The organism is Borrelia venezuelensis, from assembly GCF_023035835.1.
GTDB classification, from domain to species: Bacteria; Spirochaetota; Spirochaetia; order Borreliales; family Borreliaceae; genus Borrelia; species Borrelia turicatae.
Genome location: NZ_CP073220.1, coordinates 739,751 through 755,399, shown reverse-complemented (window position 1 = coordinate 755,399; position 15,649 = coordinate 739,751). Strand labels below are relative to the sequence as shown.

Below are 15,649 nucleotides of genomic sequence, written 5' to 3'. Positions count from 1 at the left end.
TCAATTTAAATCTTCTAAATAATCTTTAAGTTTTTGGGTTTTCTTAGGATTTTTAAGTCGCCTTAAAGCCTTAGACTCAATCTGTCTAATTCTCTCTCTTGTAACATTAAAATGCAGTCCAACTTCTTCCAGAGTTAAAGAATATCCATCTTCAAGACCAAATCTCATCTTAACAACTTCCTGCTCTCTTTCTGGAAGAGTTCCAAGAACTGCTCTTATTTGATCTTGCAATACCACAAAAGACGTGTGTTTTGCTGGATTTTTTATAGCCTTATCTTCAATAAAATCACTAAGAACAGAATCTTCTTCTTCTCCAATTGGTGTTTCAAGTGAAACGGGCTCTCTTGAAACATTCTTTACAGTCTTTACTTTTTTAAGATCCCACCCAAGTCTAGATGACAACTCCTCGTCTGTTGGATCTTTACCTAACACTTGAACCAAATATCTTGTTTCTCTATTCAACCTATTTATCTGCTCAATCATATGAACAGGAACACGAATGGTACGCGCCTGATCTGAGATTGATCTTGTTATTGCTTGACGAATCCACCATGTAGCATAAGTAGAAAACTTAAAGCCTCGCTTATACTCAAATTTTTCAACCGCCTTAATTAAACCAATATTGCCCTCTTGAACAAGATCAAAGAAATGTAACCCTCTATTAGCATACTTTTTAGCAATACTTACCACAAGTCTTAAGTTAGCCTTAATTAACTGATCTTTTGCATGCTGCATCATCTGCTTGCCCTTAAGGATTTCCTCCGACATGCTTATTATCTTATCCATTGGATATTCATAATACATCTCAATTCTCTCAAGCTCTTTTTGAGCAAGTTGAGCTTCTGTAATTTGCTCTTTAATTAGATCTTCTCGAATATTTAAAGATTTTTCTATCCTCTCCCGTCTCTCAGGAATAGCTAAGTCTCTCCCCAAAATTCTCAGATTGCGTACCTTATCTATCTTTAATCTATCCAATATGGACTTTTGTTGCCTCTTTAAATCCTTTATTTTACTAGCAGAATCAATGTAATCATCTGAAAAAATACGCAACTCTTCTTGATATAAAGGTACCGACTTAAGCATTTCTTTTATATGAAGTCTCTCACTAGTAATACTCTCTTCAAAAATATCTTCCCCAAGCTCATATAAGCTATGTTTTCTTTCAATATATTTTGTTAAACGATCCTGAAATGGTTTCAATGAAGCTTTATAAAAAGAAGTGATCCTTTTTTTTTTGTTATAATAATCGAAATTATTATCTTTTTCTCTTTCCTTTTCTTTCTTAAAAAACTCTTCTTTATCTACTCTTGAATAAATAGCATTAACTAAATTATAATAATTCTCTATGACCAGTCCTTCATTTTTAAGAATATTCTCAATTATGCTCTCACCAGAATCCATCTGTTTTGCAAGTTCAACCTCTTGATTCCCAGTCAATAAAAATTCTTTCCCTATTTCCTTTAAGTAAAGCCTTATAGGATCTTCAGAATTACTATCTTTTAATAAACCACTCTTAATATATCCTGAACTAAAATCTTCTTTGTCCAAAACCTCATCATCAAATTCATCCAATTTATCATCAATTTCATCATCACTCTGAATAGAATCGTCTAACATCATACACTGACTATCAAGTTTATCTGCTTCATCAAATTCATCAATATCACAAATATCTGACTCCATCTTTTCATTAACCAAGCTTATTCCCTCATTCTCAAGGACTCCATAAATATAATCAATATTGTCAGGATCCAACATATCTCCTGATAAAAAGGTAGATAAATCCTCAAAAGTAATTGCCTTTTTATCTCCCAAATGACTCAAGATGGCTTTTATTATTTTTGAATTCTTCTTCTTAAAAATCTGCAAGTCTTTATTTCCTACACTATTCATTCAAATATATCCTCAAGTTTTCTCTCTGCATATTTAAAAACATCAATTCCCTTATTTGGGCCTTAGCATCTATTGAAACATTATTCTTGCTCATATCTTTAAATACTAAAATTCGATTCTCCACTTTCCTTTTTTTAATTGCAAACAAAATTTGTTTAACCATCTCATCATCCACTTCAAACTCTACTCGTAGCATATTCTCAAAAAAAACTTCGCTAACGCTATACTTATTATCTTTTAGCAATTCTTTTAAATTAAGCAATGAAAAACTTTCATTATTCTCAAATAGGTATTCAAAGCACATAAAAATTTTTTTTACATCAACATCATACAAGTCACTATCACTAATATTACGCCTTATTATAGTAAAATAATTAAAGTCTTTCAATAAGGCAACTAATAAATATCTCTCATAGGTATTTATCTCATAAGAATATGCATTCCTCTTATAACTCGCAATTGCACTCCTCTCTCTCATACTATAATAATCTTCTCTTAAGGTTTCTAACTTAATACCCATCTTACTCTCAAGCTTTTTTAAAAGAAGATCCCTTTGCGTATTAGTACTTGACAAACTTATCAAATTTAGAAACATACCAACCATACTATTTAAATCTGTTGTTTTACTTAAATCATATTTACCTGAATATTTTTCCAAAAGATACTCAAAAGCATCACAGCCATCGTTAATCATATCCTTTAAGACAAAAGCACCTTTATTCTTTAAAACATCTGCAGGATCAACTCCATACTTCATTCTAATTACACTTACATCAATATCAAACGGTAAACAAATCTGATAAGCCTTAAAGGTAGCTAAAAGCCCAGCATCATCATCATCAAAACACATGATTATTTTATTTGCATATCTCTTAATTAAAGCAAAATGCTCCCTTGAAAAAGAAGTACCAAGTGTAGAAACGGCAATTTTTACACCCGCTGTAAAAAAGGAAAGAACATCTATATACCCTTCTGTTAAGATTACAGATTTACTTTCTTTAATTACAGAAAAGCCTTCATAAAATCCATAAAGCAATTCTCTCTTTTTAAAAACCTCTGTTTCACTTAAATTAATATATTTAGGCCCATTATTTCTACCTAAATATCTACCTCCAAACCCTACTACATTTCCTTTAAAATCTCTGATTGGAAAAATCAATCTTCCAGATAAAATTGAAAATATTCCCTTCCTTTTTGAAAACAAACCACTTTTACTCAAAATTTCATCAGAATATCCTTTTGAAATCAAAAAATTATAAAAATTAAACTTACCTGGAATATCGAATCGCAAATAACCAATATTAAATAAATCAATAACATCTTTAGATATCCCTCTCATTTGCAAAATATAATTTAAAACTTTTTGATTATTATTTAAAAAAAATTCAAAAGTCTTAATCAACTTAGCATTTAAATCATATATTTTTGAAATTATTGATTTATCCTGAGTTTTATTCTTAACTACAGTGGTTTTCTTAATATCATCATATACAATACCTATCCTACTGCACAAAGACTTAACAGCACCATTATAATCAAGTTTTTCAATATCCATCAAAAATTTGATAACATCTCCGCCCTTCCTACATCCAAAACAATAAAAAAGTCCCTGAGCAGGAGTTATAGAAAAAGAAGGGGTCCTTTCAGCATGAAAAGGACAAAGCCCCTTATAAGATGATCCTGATTTAACTAATCTAACACGCTCACTTATTAAAGCTACAATATCTACTCTCTGTTTAATTAAATCTATAACCTTAGCATACTCCATACTTACTTAATCCTTAGTAATAAAATTACGAATATAACTATTAACAGCCAAGAGATGATCATTATAAGCTGAAGAAAATTTATGAGTTCCAACTTTAGGATCTTTTATAACAAAAAATAAATACTCTGTGTTAGCTGGAAAAAACGCGGCCTTTAAAGATACAATCCCAGCGTTAGAAATTGGACCTGGGGGATAACCTTTATTAATATAGGTATTATATGCAGAAGTAATCTCTAAATCTGAAAAATAAATTCTTGTAGGATGAGTTTTTCTTAACTCTTCGGTAATAATATATTCAATTGTAGCACAAGATTGTAATGCCATATTAGACTTTATCCTATTATAAAAAACAGATGCCATTACTGGCGCTTCACTCTTAACTCGATACTCACGCTCAACAATAGAAGCAACGATCACTTTATTATAAAACTCTCCACTAGAATAAGATTTATGCTCTATCCCAATAGAACCAAGTTTGCTAAAAAAATTACCAACAAAAATTCGAATTATTTCCTTCATATCTATACCCTTATAAAATTTATAAGTATCTGGAAATAAAAACCCCTCAAGAGAATCATAACTAAGTCCAAGGTCATTGATAAATTTAACATCATTTATTAAATCAACAAAACTTTGCGCATCACTAATAATGCCTGATTCATAAAGCTTCAAAGCTATTCTTCTACCAGTATACCCCTCCGGGATGGTGATATTAATAGGAAGTATAGGTCTGCCTTTCAAAAATTCTCTATATACATCAAAAGTTGAACAATGACCATTGATTAAATATTTGCCTTCCCTAAAATTTTTATCACTACCAAAAAGATAGGAAATAGCTATCAATAATTTGTCAGATCTGATCAACCCTTTTTTCTTAAGTTCCCAAGCAATTTTTTTTACTCCCCATCCCTTTTGAACTTCAAACTCATATATTAAATCAGATTTAAAAGGAGAAGAATTTAAAAAATACAAAAAAAATGCTAAGAAAGAAAAAATAACAAATAACACAAAAAGGGAAATGAAAAATTTTTTTATTGTCATAAAAACTTAAAATCTCTTTTTAAAAAAAGAAAATCACGCTTTCATGCTCTCAATTAAATAAGAAACAACAAAGCACATTATCCTTGAAAAACATGACTTACAAATATTAATTAAAATTTTATTATAATAAATGCGAAAATATTTAAAAAACACAACATTAAAACTATATCTCAAATAATCAAACAAAAAAAATTAAACCTCACAAAATACCTGGTTAAATTTCAATTTCAAATTGGGGAGGGTGGGATTCGAACCCACGTAGGCAATGCCAACAGATTTACAGTCTGCCCCGGTTAACCACTTCGGTACCGCCCCTAAAAGCCGACTGTCGGACTCGAACCGACGACCTGCGGTTTACAAGACCGCTGCTCTAGCCAGCTGAGCTAAGTCGGCATAATAAAGCTAATGGTTAGTTTATAAAAATAAAATATATTAGTCAAGAGTAAGATTAAAACAAACAAATTATATTTCAAGAAAAAGAAAAATTTTTACAAAAAAAGCACAAAAACAAATAATAAAACTAAAAACCAAAATGATATAATGTTTAATCCTCTTTCTTCTAAACAAATAAAAAATTAATCTCATAGCCTCAAGTCCAAAAGAAATAGTACTTAATACAATCGCAAATTCAAGTGAAAATTTTTGAAAAGAATACTTAAAAACATTATAAGCACCTGCTAAAAACATAAACAAACTAAGTACAGAATTAAAAAATAAAATTATTACTAAAACTCTAATCAAAATTGAAAACAACCTTAAATCGTTTGAATTAGAGTTTTTCATAATAACCTATAAATTTTCAAGTATAAAAAGAGATTGTTTAATTATAAACAACACATTAGCAATAACATAACCTAAACTAATCTTCGTATTATCTTCCGTAGACAATTTATGAGAAATATTAAGAGTACTTTGTATAAAAGCATTATTATTGTCTAAAAGAGCAATGTACTTCTCCTTAAGATCAATAAAACAACCCATAAACTCAAAAACCAAACCTTTAACGGTCTCAACCTCCCTCAAACACCATTCCAAAATTTTCTCCTTATAAGAATCATCACTATCATAATTTTTGTTATATTGTTCATACTCCTCATTTTTATAATTAAGCTCAAAATACAAATCATAAACTTTTTTTCTCAGCACACTTATATTTCTCTCAAGCTTAATATACAAACTTCTTAAGTCGGTATTATTGACAAGTACCACATTATTTACGGTTCTTAATATTTCTATTATCTTTATGTCATAAATATATTTAAAGAATTCATTGAGAAAGTAAAGTTTTTTAAAATTTGAATATTCAAGCTCCATTCCCTTAAAAATTATGCTATCTAAATTAATAATAACACTATAATTTTCAATTAACTTTTTAAGATCTCTATTCACAAGTATTGCTAAAGACTTAGCATAGTTTTTAACAAGCTGCTCAGTAACATTTAAAAATAAAATATTTTCATAAAAACCTTTTACATCAAAACAAGGAACATAATTTTTAGGCTTTAAAACGGGATTTTCATAATAAATTTTAAAAACATCTAAATAAGGCAAAGTTTTTGACAAGCTAATGATTTCTGTCATAATATACAAAATGTCTTTAAACATAGAATCAATTCCTAAAAGACTCTCTTCACTTAAAATATTATTCTCATTTGATTTTATTATTAAATAATAATTTTTAACAATAATTTTCAGAACCTCTTCATTTATTTCAATATCTTTTAATGTATGCAAAATCTCAAAGAAACATTTAAAATACTTACTCACACTCTCAAAACTGGTACTAACTGTCCTATCAAGATCGGAAACATCAAAATTACCCATATCGTCTAAAGGCTCAACATTAAAAAAAGAAAAAAAAGATCTATAAGGAAAAAATGCAATACCATTTAGAACATAAAAAAATTCAAACATATCCTCTACAACTGAATAAATTTGTAAAGGAATTGAAGCAATATAATTACCAATTCTTATTTTAATAATCTCTTCTAATTCATCTTGTGTTTTATCTTTTTTTAAGAATTGTTCATACTCCTCAGGTTCCAAAAAATCTTCTATCTCACACTGAGAATTAGGAATTTTACTGTGAATAACTTCAAACATTGCTTGTTCAACAATATTCCCTTTTTCTAACATCTTAAAATACCCTTTAAGCTTAACTAAATGGCAATAAAGTTCAAAAAACATTTCTACAAACCCTATACGTAGATATCCTTTTTTAAAATCTATGACAGGATTTTTATACATATTATTAACATGATCTTCTAATCTTTTTAGAAGATGCATTTTATAAATATCCTCTTTAGTCTTATCTTTTTGAAAAAACTTTAAGATATATACCCATATCCTTACCCAAAATGACTCTTCCATGAATTTTTTAGACAAAAAATCATCAATTTGCATGGCAAAATTTGAATATAAGTAATTAGAATTATTTTCAGACAATACTGAAGAATTTAGGCTTAGATTCTTTTTAATCTCTCTTATCAATTTAGCCCTTGAATCCTTTGAAAGCTTATCAATAGAATCATATATACTAACATTACTCTTGTTCATAAAACCCCATTTATAAATGTTTAAATATACATCAAACAAATATTATTTTATGATATTTTAAGAATAAACTAAAATTATATTTTAACCTTAGAAAAAATAATATTTCAACTATAATATATTTCTATATGAATCTAGGCATCAATACTAAAGACATAATAAAAATTAGTAAAATCTTTAATAATCATAATTATGAATTCTTCCTAGTAGGAGGTGCTTTAAGGGATTTACTTCTTAAAAAGATACCTTATGATTTTGACTTTACAACAAATGCAACTCCAGAAGAAATAATGCAACTATTTCCAAACAACGTGAAAACAGGAATAAAGCATGGTACAATAAGCATAATTTTTAATAAAAAAATTTTTGAAGTCACAACTTATAGAATAGACATAGACTATGAAAACAAAAGAGCCCCTAAAAACATAAAATTTACAAAAAACTTAAATGAAGATCTTCAAAGAAGAGATTTTACAATAAACTCAATCGCAATGAATATACTTAACTATGAAATAATAGATTGCTATAAGGGAAAACAAGACCTTAACAAAAAAATAATAAGATGTATAGGGGAACCAAACAAAAGATTTGAAGAAGATGCTCTTAGAATACTCAGAGCTGCAAGATTTGCATCCACACTTGATTTCACAATCGATAAAAATACATTAATTTCCATGAAATATAAAAAAACAAACATCCTATTTCTATCAAAAGAAAGAATAAACAATGAATTTATTAAACTTCTAGAAGGAAAAAATCCAATAAAAGGAATCAATTATCTACAAAAAATAAATTTCTTCAAGTACTTCTTCAACATAGAAATAAACAAAAAATTAAAAAATAAAATTACTCTTTTAAACAAAAACAAATTTTATCTAAAAGCAATGGTTATTTTTACAATAAAAAAAGATATATCATGTTTAATAGAAAATTTAAAATCACTTCGATTTTCAAATAAAGACATTAAATTAATACTATTATATAAAACCGTTATTAATGAAATCAACACGCTAAGAATTAAAAAATTACATGATATAAGAATCTTGTTAAGCAAAGCTACCAGAAAAAACTATAAGGAAATACTCGACATATATAAAGCTCTTAAAGGAAAAGATCATAAACTTAAATTTATAATAAATAAAATAAGAAGCAAAAAACTACTTAAAGATCCCTTATCCTTAAAAGAACTAAAAATAAATGGCAACGATATCAAAAACCTTAAATTAACAGAAAACAAAAATATTGGAAAAATCCTTGACTACCTATTAAGAGAAGTACTAACTAATCCCAAATTAAACAAAAAAGAGATTCTAATCAAAAAAATTAAAGATCAATATTTGCAATATTCTTAAGTGCCATCTCAGCTGCTATCATCTCAGCTTCTTTTTTAGACTTTCCCTTACCATTAGATATAAATTTATCATTAACATAAAGTTCAACACAAAAAACCTTATTATGATCAGGACCTAACTCTTTAGCCAACTTATAAGTGGGAGAAATTTTATATTTTTTTTGAACATATTCTTGCAAAAGACTTTTATAGTCTTTAAAATCACCACGATTAAACATCAACCTTATATGAACTTCAAAAAGCTCTATGACAAAATCCAAAGTCTTTAAAAAACCACCATCAAGATAAAGTGCACCAACAAAAGCCTCAATAGCATCTGCAAGAATACCTTTCTTATTACGTCCATCATTATTCTCTTCCCCCCTACCAAGCAAAATATAGTTGCCAAGGTTAAGTTCTCGAGCAATACTAGAGAGAGATTCTTCACTAACAATATAAGATCTGGCCTTACTAAGTTCACCTTCACTCTTTTCAGGATAAAATCTATATAAATAATCTGTAATAATAAGATTAAGAACAGAATCTCCCAAAAACTCTAATCTTTCATTATTAGCATATTTTTGGTCAAATTCATTTGCATATGATGAATGACTTAAAGACATATTTAGCAAATCAATATCATTAAAATCAATATGCAAACCCAGTAAGAACTCATTTAACTTTTTTCTCCGATCTGTATCCAACTTCATTACAACAGCAGAACCCATGATATCTAATCCTTTTTTTTCTCAATAAAGGCAACAACATCACCTATGGTCTCAAATTCACTAGCCTCATTTTCTGGAATCTTATCATCAAATGCTTCCTCAAGTAAATATAAAAGTTCATAAATATCAAGACTGTCTGCACCGAGATCCTCAACAAACCTAGATTCCATAGTAATTTCGTCTTCTTTTTTATCAAGCTGCTCGGATATGATAGACCTAACCTTTTTAAAAATCTCACTTTGATCCATAAACAAACATTCCTCGTTCAAACTACAATCCTAATTCTAAATATTGACTATTTCTATAATAACCACACTTCACACATACTCTGTGCCTTACTGCAAGGTTACCACAATTTGAACACTCTTGAAATTGTGGTATTTTTTTCCTCATATTTATACTGCGCCTCGTCCTACTTCTAGACTTTGAAGGCTTAAATTTTGGAACAGCCATCTCTTTGTCTCCTTAAACATAAACAAACATATCTTAATAATATATATATTATTAAGATAATTTGTCAATAAATTTAGATTTCAACTTTTTTTGCACTAAATCCGGGATAAAACTTGAGAGATCAAAATTCTTATTCTTTATCAATTCTTTAACAAGATCTGACCTTACAAACAGATATTTATCACTACTTGGTAAAAATACTATGTCTATTGAAGGACTAAGCTTATTATTAACAACATATCTTTCAAATTCAAATTCAAAATCATGAAAAGCCCTAACACCCCTAACAATAAAACCAATATTATTTTTTAAAGCATAATCCAAAATAATTCCATCATACCTATCTACAAAAATTCTTGACCACCCTAAAGATGCAATAACCTCAAAAGTAAGTTCATATCTTTCAATATCACTAAGCAAATAACTCTTAGCACTATTATTAGCAACAAGAACAATAACCTTATCAAAAATTAATGATGCTCTTTTCACTAAATCAATATGTCCCCAAGTAATAGGATCAAATGACCCAGGAAATAATGCTACTCTCATAATTAATAAAATTTAAATCCTTTATTCATATCTTGAAGAATTTTTTTTCGCCAACTAGGACAACTCTCTAAATTTTCAAAATCAACTTCTCTGACTATCTTAAAAGCCAAACTGTTTCCTCTAACAGACTTATCAATAACAAAAAATTTACCAACACCCCCATACAATAAACTTTCATTCTTAAAAAGCTCATTCTCAGACTTCAACTTATCAATAGCACAATCAAAATGTATAGGTTTATCTTCACCATTCAACTTCATAGACATACAAGAAATAATATCTCTGATAGGTTTTTCACAAATAGGACATACTTCTTTAAACCTTATACGCAATCTGCGGTCTTTACTAAAACCTTTTTGTTTATTACCCTTATAATTCTTTTGATCATTAGAGTTAGTACCCACAGATTTATTATCATTAGTATTCAAAGCCACAACATTTTGTTTTTTAAGATCAGATTTTACTTTTCTCATTTTCCAATAAGGAACTTTGTTTACCTTTCTAAAATCATTGCCACAAGCTTTATTTTGATCAGACTTCAAGGCTATCTCCCTCAACTATATAAGACAAATAAGTAATCTCTTAAAATTAAACACAATATCAAAAAACATTACAAATGACCTCAAATCACTAAATGTGATATATTCTAATACTGTACTTACCATACTTGTCATTTTCGACATTAATTGAATATCCCAAAATTTTAAATGGATAAACATTTCAATATTTTATCTCTATAAAATAAAAATTATTAAGCTTTTCAAGCAAATATTTTAAAGCAAAAACCTTGCCACGATTTCCAATTTGTCTAGTATTCATAATTTATTACTCTTCAATTTATAAACAACAGATAAAATATGTGCAACTACTTTAAAATATTTAGAATCAATAAAATCACCCTCATTAACCAAAAATAAGCTCTCAGATAAATATTTATCCTCCACAATAGGAATACCCTCTCGCTTAGCAAGCTCTTTTATACGTAAGACCTTCTCTCCCCTAGCCTTAGCTAAAATAAAAGGCACTGGAAATTTAGTATCATATTTAATCAATAAAGCTAATTTTTCTCCATGCATATCTTATCTCATATCTTATAATCAATACTCTTAGCTACTATTACTTCACAATCAAAATCTTCAAATTCTTGAATTGAATCTAATATTTTTATATCAGTTATATTATAACGAAAAAGAGATCTTTTCAGCTCCCTAACAATATTATTTAAATCAAAATTTGCATATATTCTTAATTTAGAATTAGCTCCAAAAAGATGAATCTCACAAATAATTTTTTCTTGTTCATTAAAAAAATAAACGAAACTCCACTTATAAACCATTTCTAAATCTTTATAAGAAAATAAAAATAACAAACCACTTCCTTCCATAAATTTAAAGGGAATTGAAATAATAAAATTATTATCGTTTTCAATAAAAATTGGCAGTTTATTATCCTGTTCTCTTATTTCTAACTTACTACCAAAATAATTATAAATTTGCATAAAATCCTGTTCTGTTATAATTTGATCATACAAAGTTAAAAGAAACTTTAAAACAAACTCATCTTTTACATTAGCAAAAATATTCCTAAACAATTTCTTAGTGTTTTGATCTAAAGAATTACCTCTTCGTTTAAATACAAACTTATCATCAGTTTCAAATAAATCTAAATCTCTAAACATAGATGCATAATTAACATGAATCAAAAAATTACCTGAAGTATTAACTATCTTAGCAAAATACTTAAAACCAACTTTTAATGGCAAATTACTCTTTACTTCAAAATAATTGCCTAAAAAAGATACAAACCACCTATTAACACCAAGGGACTTAATAACTTCCAATCTCCCATTTAAAGGAAACTTTTTGTTTAAAGTAATTTTAGATACTTGAGTATTATTTAAGCTTCTTAATATCAAGACGCTCTTTCACCTTCATAGCGGCTTTACCAATTCTATCTCTCATATAGTAAAGTTTTGCCCGCCTTACCTTCCCTCGCTTTAACACTTGAACCTTTTCTATAATAGGTGAATGCATAGGAAAAATTTTCTCAACTCCAATACCTGAAGAAATTTTTCTAACTAAAAAAGTTTGTCCAATACCTTTATTTTGAATAGATATAACAAGACCCTCAAAATTTTGAATTCTCTCATTAGTGCCTTCAATTATTTTATAACTAACACGTATAGTATCTCCTACCCTAAAATCAAAACTTTCTGTTCTCTTTCCTTTAGCTTCAATTTTTCTTATTAAATCCATCATTTTCTCCTCTCATTTCCAAATATTTAAGGTACAAATCATATCTATTTTTCTTTGTTTTTTCAATAGACTTCATAAATCGCCATTTTCTTATTTCCTCGTGATGACCTGAAAGAAGCACATTAGGAACTTCTAATCCCTTAAATTCATAAGGTCTAGTATAGTGAGGATACTCAAGCAAGCCACACTCACAACTGAAAGATTCCTCAAGCAAGGAATTCGGATTTATTACACCCTCTAACAATCTATATACACTATCTATTATGACAAGAGCAGCAACTTCACCTGAAGATAACACATAATCTCCAACTGAAATTTCAAAATCAACATATAAATCAATTATACGCTGATCAAGCCCTTCATATCTTCCACAAATTATAACAAGTTCATCCTTCTTTGACAAGTCATAAGCCAATTTTTGATTATATTTCAACCCAGATGGACTCACAAATATTGTGGTTTTTGATCTCGCATTTACATAATCAAGAGCAGCAGAGATAGGCTGGGCGCTTAAAACCATACCCGCACCCCCACCATAAGGAATATCATCGCATCTTTTATGTTTATCATCAGAAAAATTACGAATAGATATGACTTCACAACTGATGATGCCTTTACTTATAACTTTTTTCATTATTGAATTTTCAAAAAATGGAGTAATGATTGAAGGAAATAAAGAGAGAATAGTAATTTTCATTTTAAGAGATCTAATACCTTAAGCTCAATAGTTTTCAATTCTCGATCAATACCTCCAAGATAAATATTTAAAAAGGGAACAAAAAATAATTTACTTCCAACTTTAACTTCAAGAAGAATTGACGCAACACACTCAAAAAAAGATACAACAACTCCCAATTCTTTTCCATTATTAACAAGCTTATAACCAATAAGCTCGCCAAAGTAATACTCACCCTCTTCCAATTTAGATGCAAATTCATCATTTACCCATAACTCGAAACCGATTAAATCCTTGATAAGCTCAGGGGTATTAAATTCTTCAAATTTCAATAACAACGAATGATTCATTAAAGATACGTCTTCAACTTTTACTTCAATTGAAGAGCAACATTCCTTTCTTAAAACTAATTTATTACCCTTTAAATCAAAAAAATCATCAAAACCATTGGATATGCTCTTAACTTTAGCATATCCATTAATTCCATAAGATGACAATATTATGCCTTTTACAAACATAAATTAGTCCAAAATTTCTAGTTGAACTCTCCTATTTGTTTTTGCAGCACAAGCACTAAGAAGTGTCCTAATAGCCCTTGCAATGCGTCCTCTCCTTCCAATTATTTTTCCAACATCATTTGCAGAAACCCTTAATTCTAAAATAGTTGATTTCTCACCTTCAACCACATTTAACTTAACCTCATCTCTCTTATCTACAAGAGATTTGACTACAAATTCTATAAGCTCAATTTCATTACCGTACTCTTTCATTAAGTCCTCCTAACTCTCAACTTTAAAATTATTTTTATTCAAAATTTTTTTAACAGTATCACTTGGAATAGCTCCTTTGCCTATCCAATCTCTAAACTTATTCTCATTAATTTTGACTTGATTTTGCTTTTCAACAGGATGATAATGCCCAAGCTCTTCAATGGCTCGTCCATCTCTAGGCGAAGCAGAATCCATGACTACAATTCGATAATAAGGCCTCTTTTTTGCCCCCATCCTCTTTAATCTTATCCTAACACTCAATTTATCATTCCTCCTTTATCTCCAAAAAGAGATGCTATCTTATTTTGAAAACTCTTATTTTTCATTTTTTTCATCATCAAAACGGTCTGACTAAATTTTTTCATAAACTTGTTTACCTCAAAAACCGTTGTTCCACTTCCCAAAGCTATTCTTTTCTTTCTTGAAGGACTATTTAAAATGACAGGATTTAACCTCTCTTTTTTAGTCATAGACAGAATAATTGCCTCTTCTCTTTTAAGTTCTCTTTCATCAACACCACGATTTAATATTTCTAATGAAACACCCGGAAGCATCCCCATCAAACTAGAAATTCCACCCATATTACGCATATATTTAAACTGATTTAAATAATCCTCAAAATTAAAATTGGCTTTCTTAAATTTTTCCTCAAGTCTTAAGGCCTCTTCTTTATCTATAACACTTTGAGCCTTTTCAACAAGACTAACAACATCTCCCATACCAAGAATTCGTGAAGCAACTCTATCTGGATAAAAAACATCAAGGTCCTCAGGTTTTTCTCCAACTCCAACAAATTTAATAGGTGCTCCACAAATAGTCTTAAGTGATAATATAGCACCACCTCTAGCATCAGAATCAAATTTTGTAAAAATTACACCCGTAATACCAACACTATCATTAAATTCCTTAGCAATATTTACAGCACTCTGACCCGTCATTGCATCTGCAACTAATATTGTCTCCGTAGGGGCCACAATCTTCCTTATCTCTATTATCTCTCTTAATAATAAATCTTCAACTTCAAGACGCCCTCTAGTATCTATTATTACAGTATCAAAAAGCTCTGTTTTAGCATATTCAATGGATTTTTTTACAACTTTAATAGGATCACTCTCACCCTCAAGAGAAAACACAGAAACACCAACTTGCATACCCAAAATCTTTAACTGATTAACCGCTGCCGCTCTAAAAGTATCTGCAGCTACAAGAAGAACTTTCCGATTCTCTGATTTAAGTCGCATCGCAAGTTTTGCACATGTTGTAGTTTTCCCAGAACCCTGAAGGCCAAGCATAAGAATGCATGTTAATTTGTTAACGGGACTTAAAACAAGCTCAGAATGCTTATCGCCCAGAAAATTTATAAGTTTATCATTAACTATCTTAATAAACTGAGACTTAGGATCAATATTTCTTAAAACTTTAATCCCCTTTGCCTCTTCGACTACAGAATTTATAAAACGTCTTACAACTCTTAAATTAACATCGGCTTCAATTAAGGCATTCTTAATAGTGTCAATGGCTGCTTCAATATTTTTCTCATTTATCACAGATTTTCCAGAGATATACTTTACAAAATCTCTAAAACCCGTACCTAAATTTTCAAACACTAAAAATCACCTTCATTTGTAAAAAA

Annotated in this window: 19 protein-coding genes and 2 tRNA genes; 1 reads left to right on the top strand and 20 read right to left on the bottom strand. The window is 29.0% G+C overall.

All coding sequences use genetic code 11. The features are described from left to right. The 7 genes from rpoD to bvRMA01_RS03590 all read right to left on the bottom strand — a co-directional run bounded on the left by rpoD (position 1) and on the right by bvRMA01_RS03590 (position 7,258). A complete protein-coding gene (rpoD, locus tag bvRMA01_RS03620) occupies positions 1-1,893 on the bottom strand; it encodes an RNA polymerase sigma factor RpoD (RefSeq protein ID WP_433996714.1) in 1,893 nt (630 codons plus the stop codon). Further along, positions 1,886-3,661: a DNA primase gene (dnaG, locus tag bvRMA01_RS03615; RefSeq protein WP_247032226.1), complete on the bottom strand. Its 1,776-nt coding sequence runs from the start codon at positions 3,659-3,661 to the stop codon at positions 1,886-1,888. Before dnaG ends, rpoD begins: the two co-directional genes overlap by 8 nt. A gap of 6 nt (positions 3,662-3,667) precedes the next feature. Then, positions 3,668-4,702, bottom strand: coding sequence for an endolytic transglycosylase MltG (mltG, locus tag bvRMA01_RS03610; protein WP_247032224.1), 1,035 nt, complete (start codon positions 4,700-4,702; stop codon positions 3,668-3,670). A gap of 233 nt (positions 4,703-4,935) precedes the next feature. Further along, a tRNA-Tyr gene (locus bvRMA01_RS03605) sits at positions 4,936-5,017 on the bottom strand. Positions 5,018-5,021: 4 nt separating this feature from the next. Further along, positions 5,022-5,095: transfer RNA gene (locus bvRMA01_RS03600), tRNA-Thr, on the bottom strand. Between the two features lie 69 nt (positions 5,096-5,164). Further along, positions 5,165-5,485: a hypothetical protein gene (locus tag bvRMA01_RS03595; RefSeq protein WP_011772643.1), complete on the bottom strand. Its 321-nt coding sequence runs from the start codon at positions 5,483-5,485 to the stop codon at positions 5,165-5,167. A gap of 6 nt (positions 5,486-5,491) precedes the next feature. After that, positions 5,492-7,258 (bottom strand): DUF5312 domain-containing protein, encoded by a 1,767-nt coding sequence (locus bvRMA01_RS03590; RefSeq protein ID WP_247032222.1) that lies wholly within the window; start codon positions 7,256-7,258, stop codon positions 5,492-5,494. Positions 7,259-7,383: 125 nt separating this feature from the next. Between bvRMA01_RS03590 and bvRMA01_RS03585 the strand changes: the two genes are divergently transcribed. Next, positions 7,384-8,607, top strand: a complete 1,224-nt coding sequence (locus bvRMA01_RS03585) for a CCA tRNA nucleotidyltransferase (protein WP_247032220.1) — start codon at positions 7,384-7,386, stop codon at positions 8,605-8,607. Here the strand turns inward: bvRMA01_RS03585 and rnc are convergent. The 13 genes from rnc to ffh all read right to left on the bottom strand — a co-directional run bounded on the left by rnc (position 8,579) and on the right by ffh (position 15,623). Beyond that, entirely contained in the window at positions 8,579-9,313 is a 735-nt protein-coding gene (gene rnc / locus bvRMA01_RS03580; protein WP_011772640.1) for a ribonuclease III, read from the bottom strand. The genes bvRMA01_RS03585 and rnc overlap by 29 nt on opposite strands. Before the next feature lie 5 nt (positions 9,314-9,318). Beyond that, positions 9,319-9,561 carry an acyl carrier protein gene (gene acpP, locus bvRMA01_RS03575; RefSeq protein ID WP_025443510.1) on the bottom strand — a complete coding sequence of 81 codons (243 nt, stop codon included), beginning with the start codon at positions 9,559-9,561 and terminating at the stop codon, positions 9,319-9,321. A 22-nt stretch (positions 9,562-9,583) separates the two neighbouring features. Next, positions 9,584-9,766 (bottom strand): 50S ribosomal protein L32, encoded by a 183-nt coding sequence (rpmF, locus tag bvRMA01_RS03570; protein WP_011772638.1) that lies wholly within the window; start codon positions 9,764-9,766, stop codon positions 9,584-9,586. Between the two features lie 51 nt (positions 9,767-9,817). Continuing rightward, a complete protein-coding gene (gene coaD / locus bvRMA01_RS03565) occupies positions 9,818-10,315 on the bottom strand; it encodes a pantetheine-phosphate adenylyltransferase (RefSeq protein ID WP_011772637.1) in 498 nt (165 codons plus the stop codon). Positions 10,316-10,317: 2 nt separating this feature from the next. Continuing rightward, entirely contained in the window at positions 10,318-10,857 is a 540-nt protein-coding gene (locus bvRMA01_RS03560; RefSeq protein ID WP_240390443.1) for a hypothetical protein, read from the bottom strand. A 273-nt stretch (positions 10,858-11,130) separates the two neighbouring features. Further along, positions 11,131-11,391 carry an EscU/YscU/HrcU family type III secretion system export apparatus switch protein gene (locus bvRMA01_RS03555; RefSeq protein WP_247032218.1) on the bottom strand — a complete coding sequence of 87 codons (261 nt, stop codon included), beginning with the start codon at positions 11,389-11,391 and terminating at the stop codon, positions 11,131-11,133. Positions 11,392-11,399: 8 nt separating this feature from the next. After that, positions 11,400-12,230: a hypothetical protein gene (locus bvRMA01_RS03550; RefSeq protein WP_247032216.1), complete on the bottom strand. Its 831-nt coding sequence runs from the start codon at positions 12,228-12,230 to the stop codon at positions 11,400-11,402. Beyond that, entirely contained in the window at positions 12,208-12,570 is a 363-nt protein-coding gene (gene rplS, locus bvRMA01_RS03545; RefSeq protein ID WP_041178521.1) for a 50S ribosomal protein L19, read from the bottom strand. The genes bvRMA01_RS03550 and rplS overlap by 23 nt, the downstream gene beginning before the upstream one ends. Next, on the bottom strand, positions 12,548-13,267 hold the full coding sequence (gene trmD, locus bvRMA01_RS03540; RefSeq protein WP_247032214.1) for a tRNA (guanosine(37)-N1)-methyltransferase TrmD: 720 nt from the start codon (positions 13,265-13,267) through the stop codon (positions 12,548-12,550). The genes rplS and trmD overlap by 23 nt, the downstream gene beginning before the upstream one ends. After that, complete coding sequence (gene rimM, locus bvRMA01_RS03535; protein ID WP_247032212.1) at positions 13,264-13,764, bottom strand: ribosome maturation factor RimM; 501 nt, start codon at positions 13,762-13,764, stop codon at positions 13,264-13,266. The genes trmD and rimM overlap by 4 nt, the downstream gene beginning before the upstream one ends. Before the next feature lie 3 nt (positions 13,765-13,767). Beyond that, positions 13,768-14,016, bottom strand: a complete 249-nt coding sequence (locus tag bvRMA01_RS03530) for a KH domain-containing protein (protein ID WP_011772630.1) — start codon at positions 14,014-14,016, stop codon at positions 13,768-13,770. Positions 14,017-14,025: 9 nt separating this feature from the next. Then, positions 14,026-14,277: a 30S ribosomal protein S16 gene (gene rpsP, locus bvRMA01_RS03525; RefSeq protein WP_247032210.1), complete on the bottom strand. Its 252-nt coding sequence runs from the start codon at positions 14,275-14,277 to the stop codon at positions 14,026-14,028. Beyond that, entirely contained in the window at positions 14,274-15,623 is a 1,350-nt protein-coding gene (gene ffh / locus bvRMA01_RS03520) for a signal recognition particle protein (protein WP_247032209.1), read from the bottom strand. The genes rpsP and ffh overlap by 4 nt, the downstream gene beginning before the upstream one ends. Between the last annotated feature and the right edge of the window lie 26 nt (positions 15,624-15,649).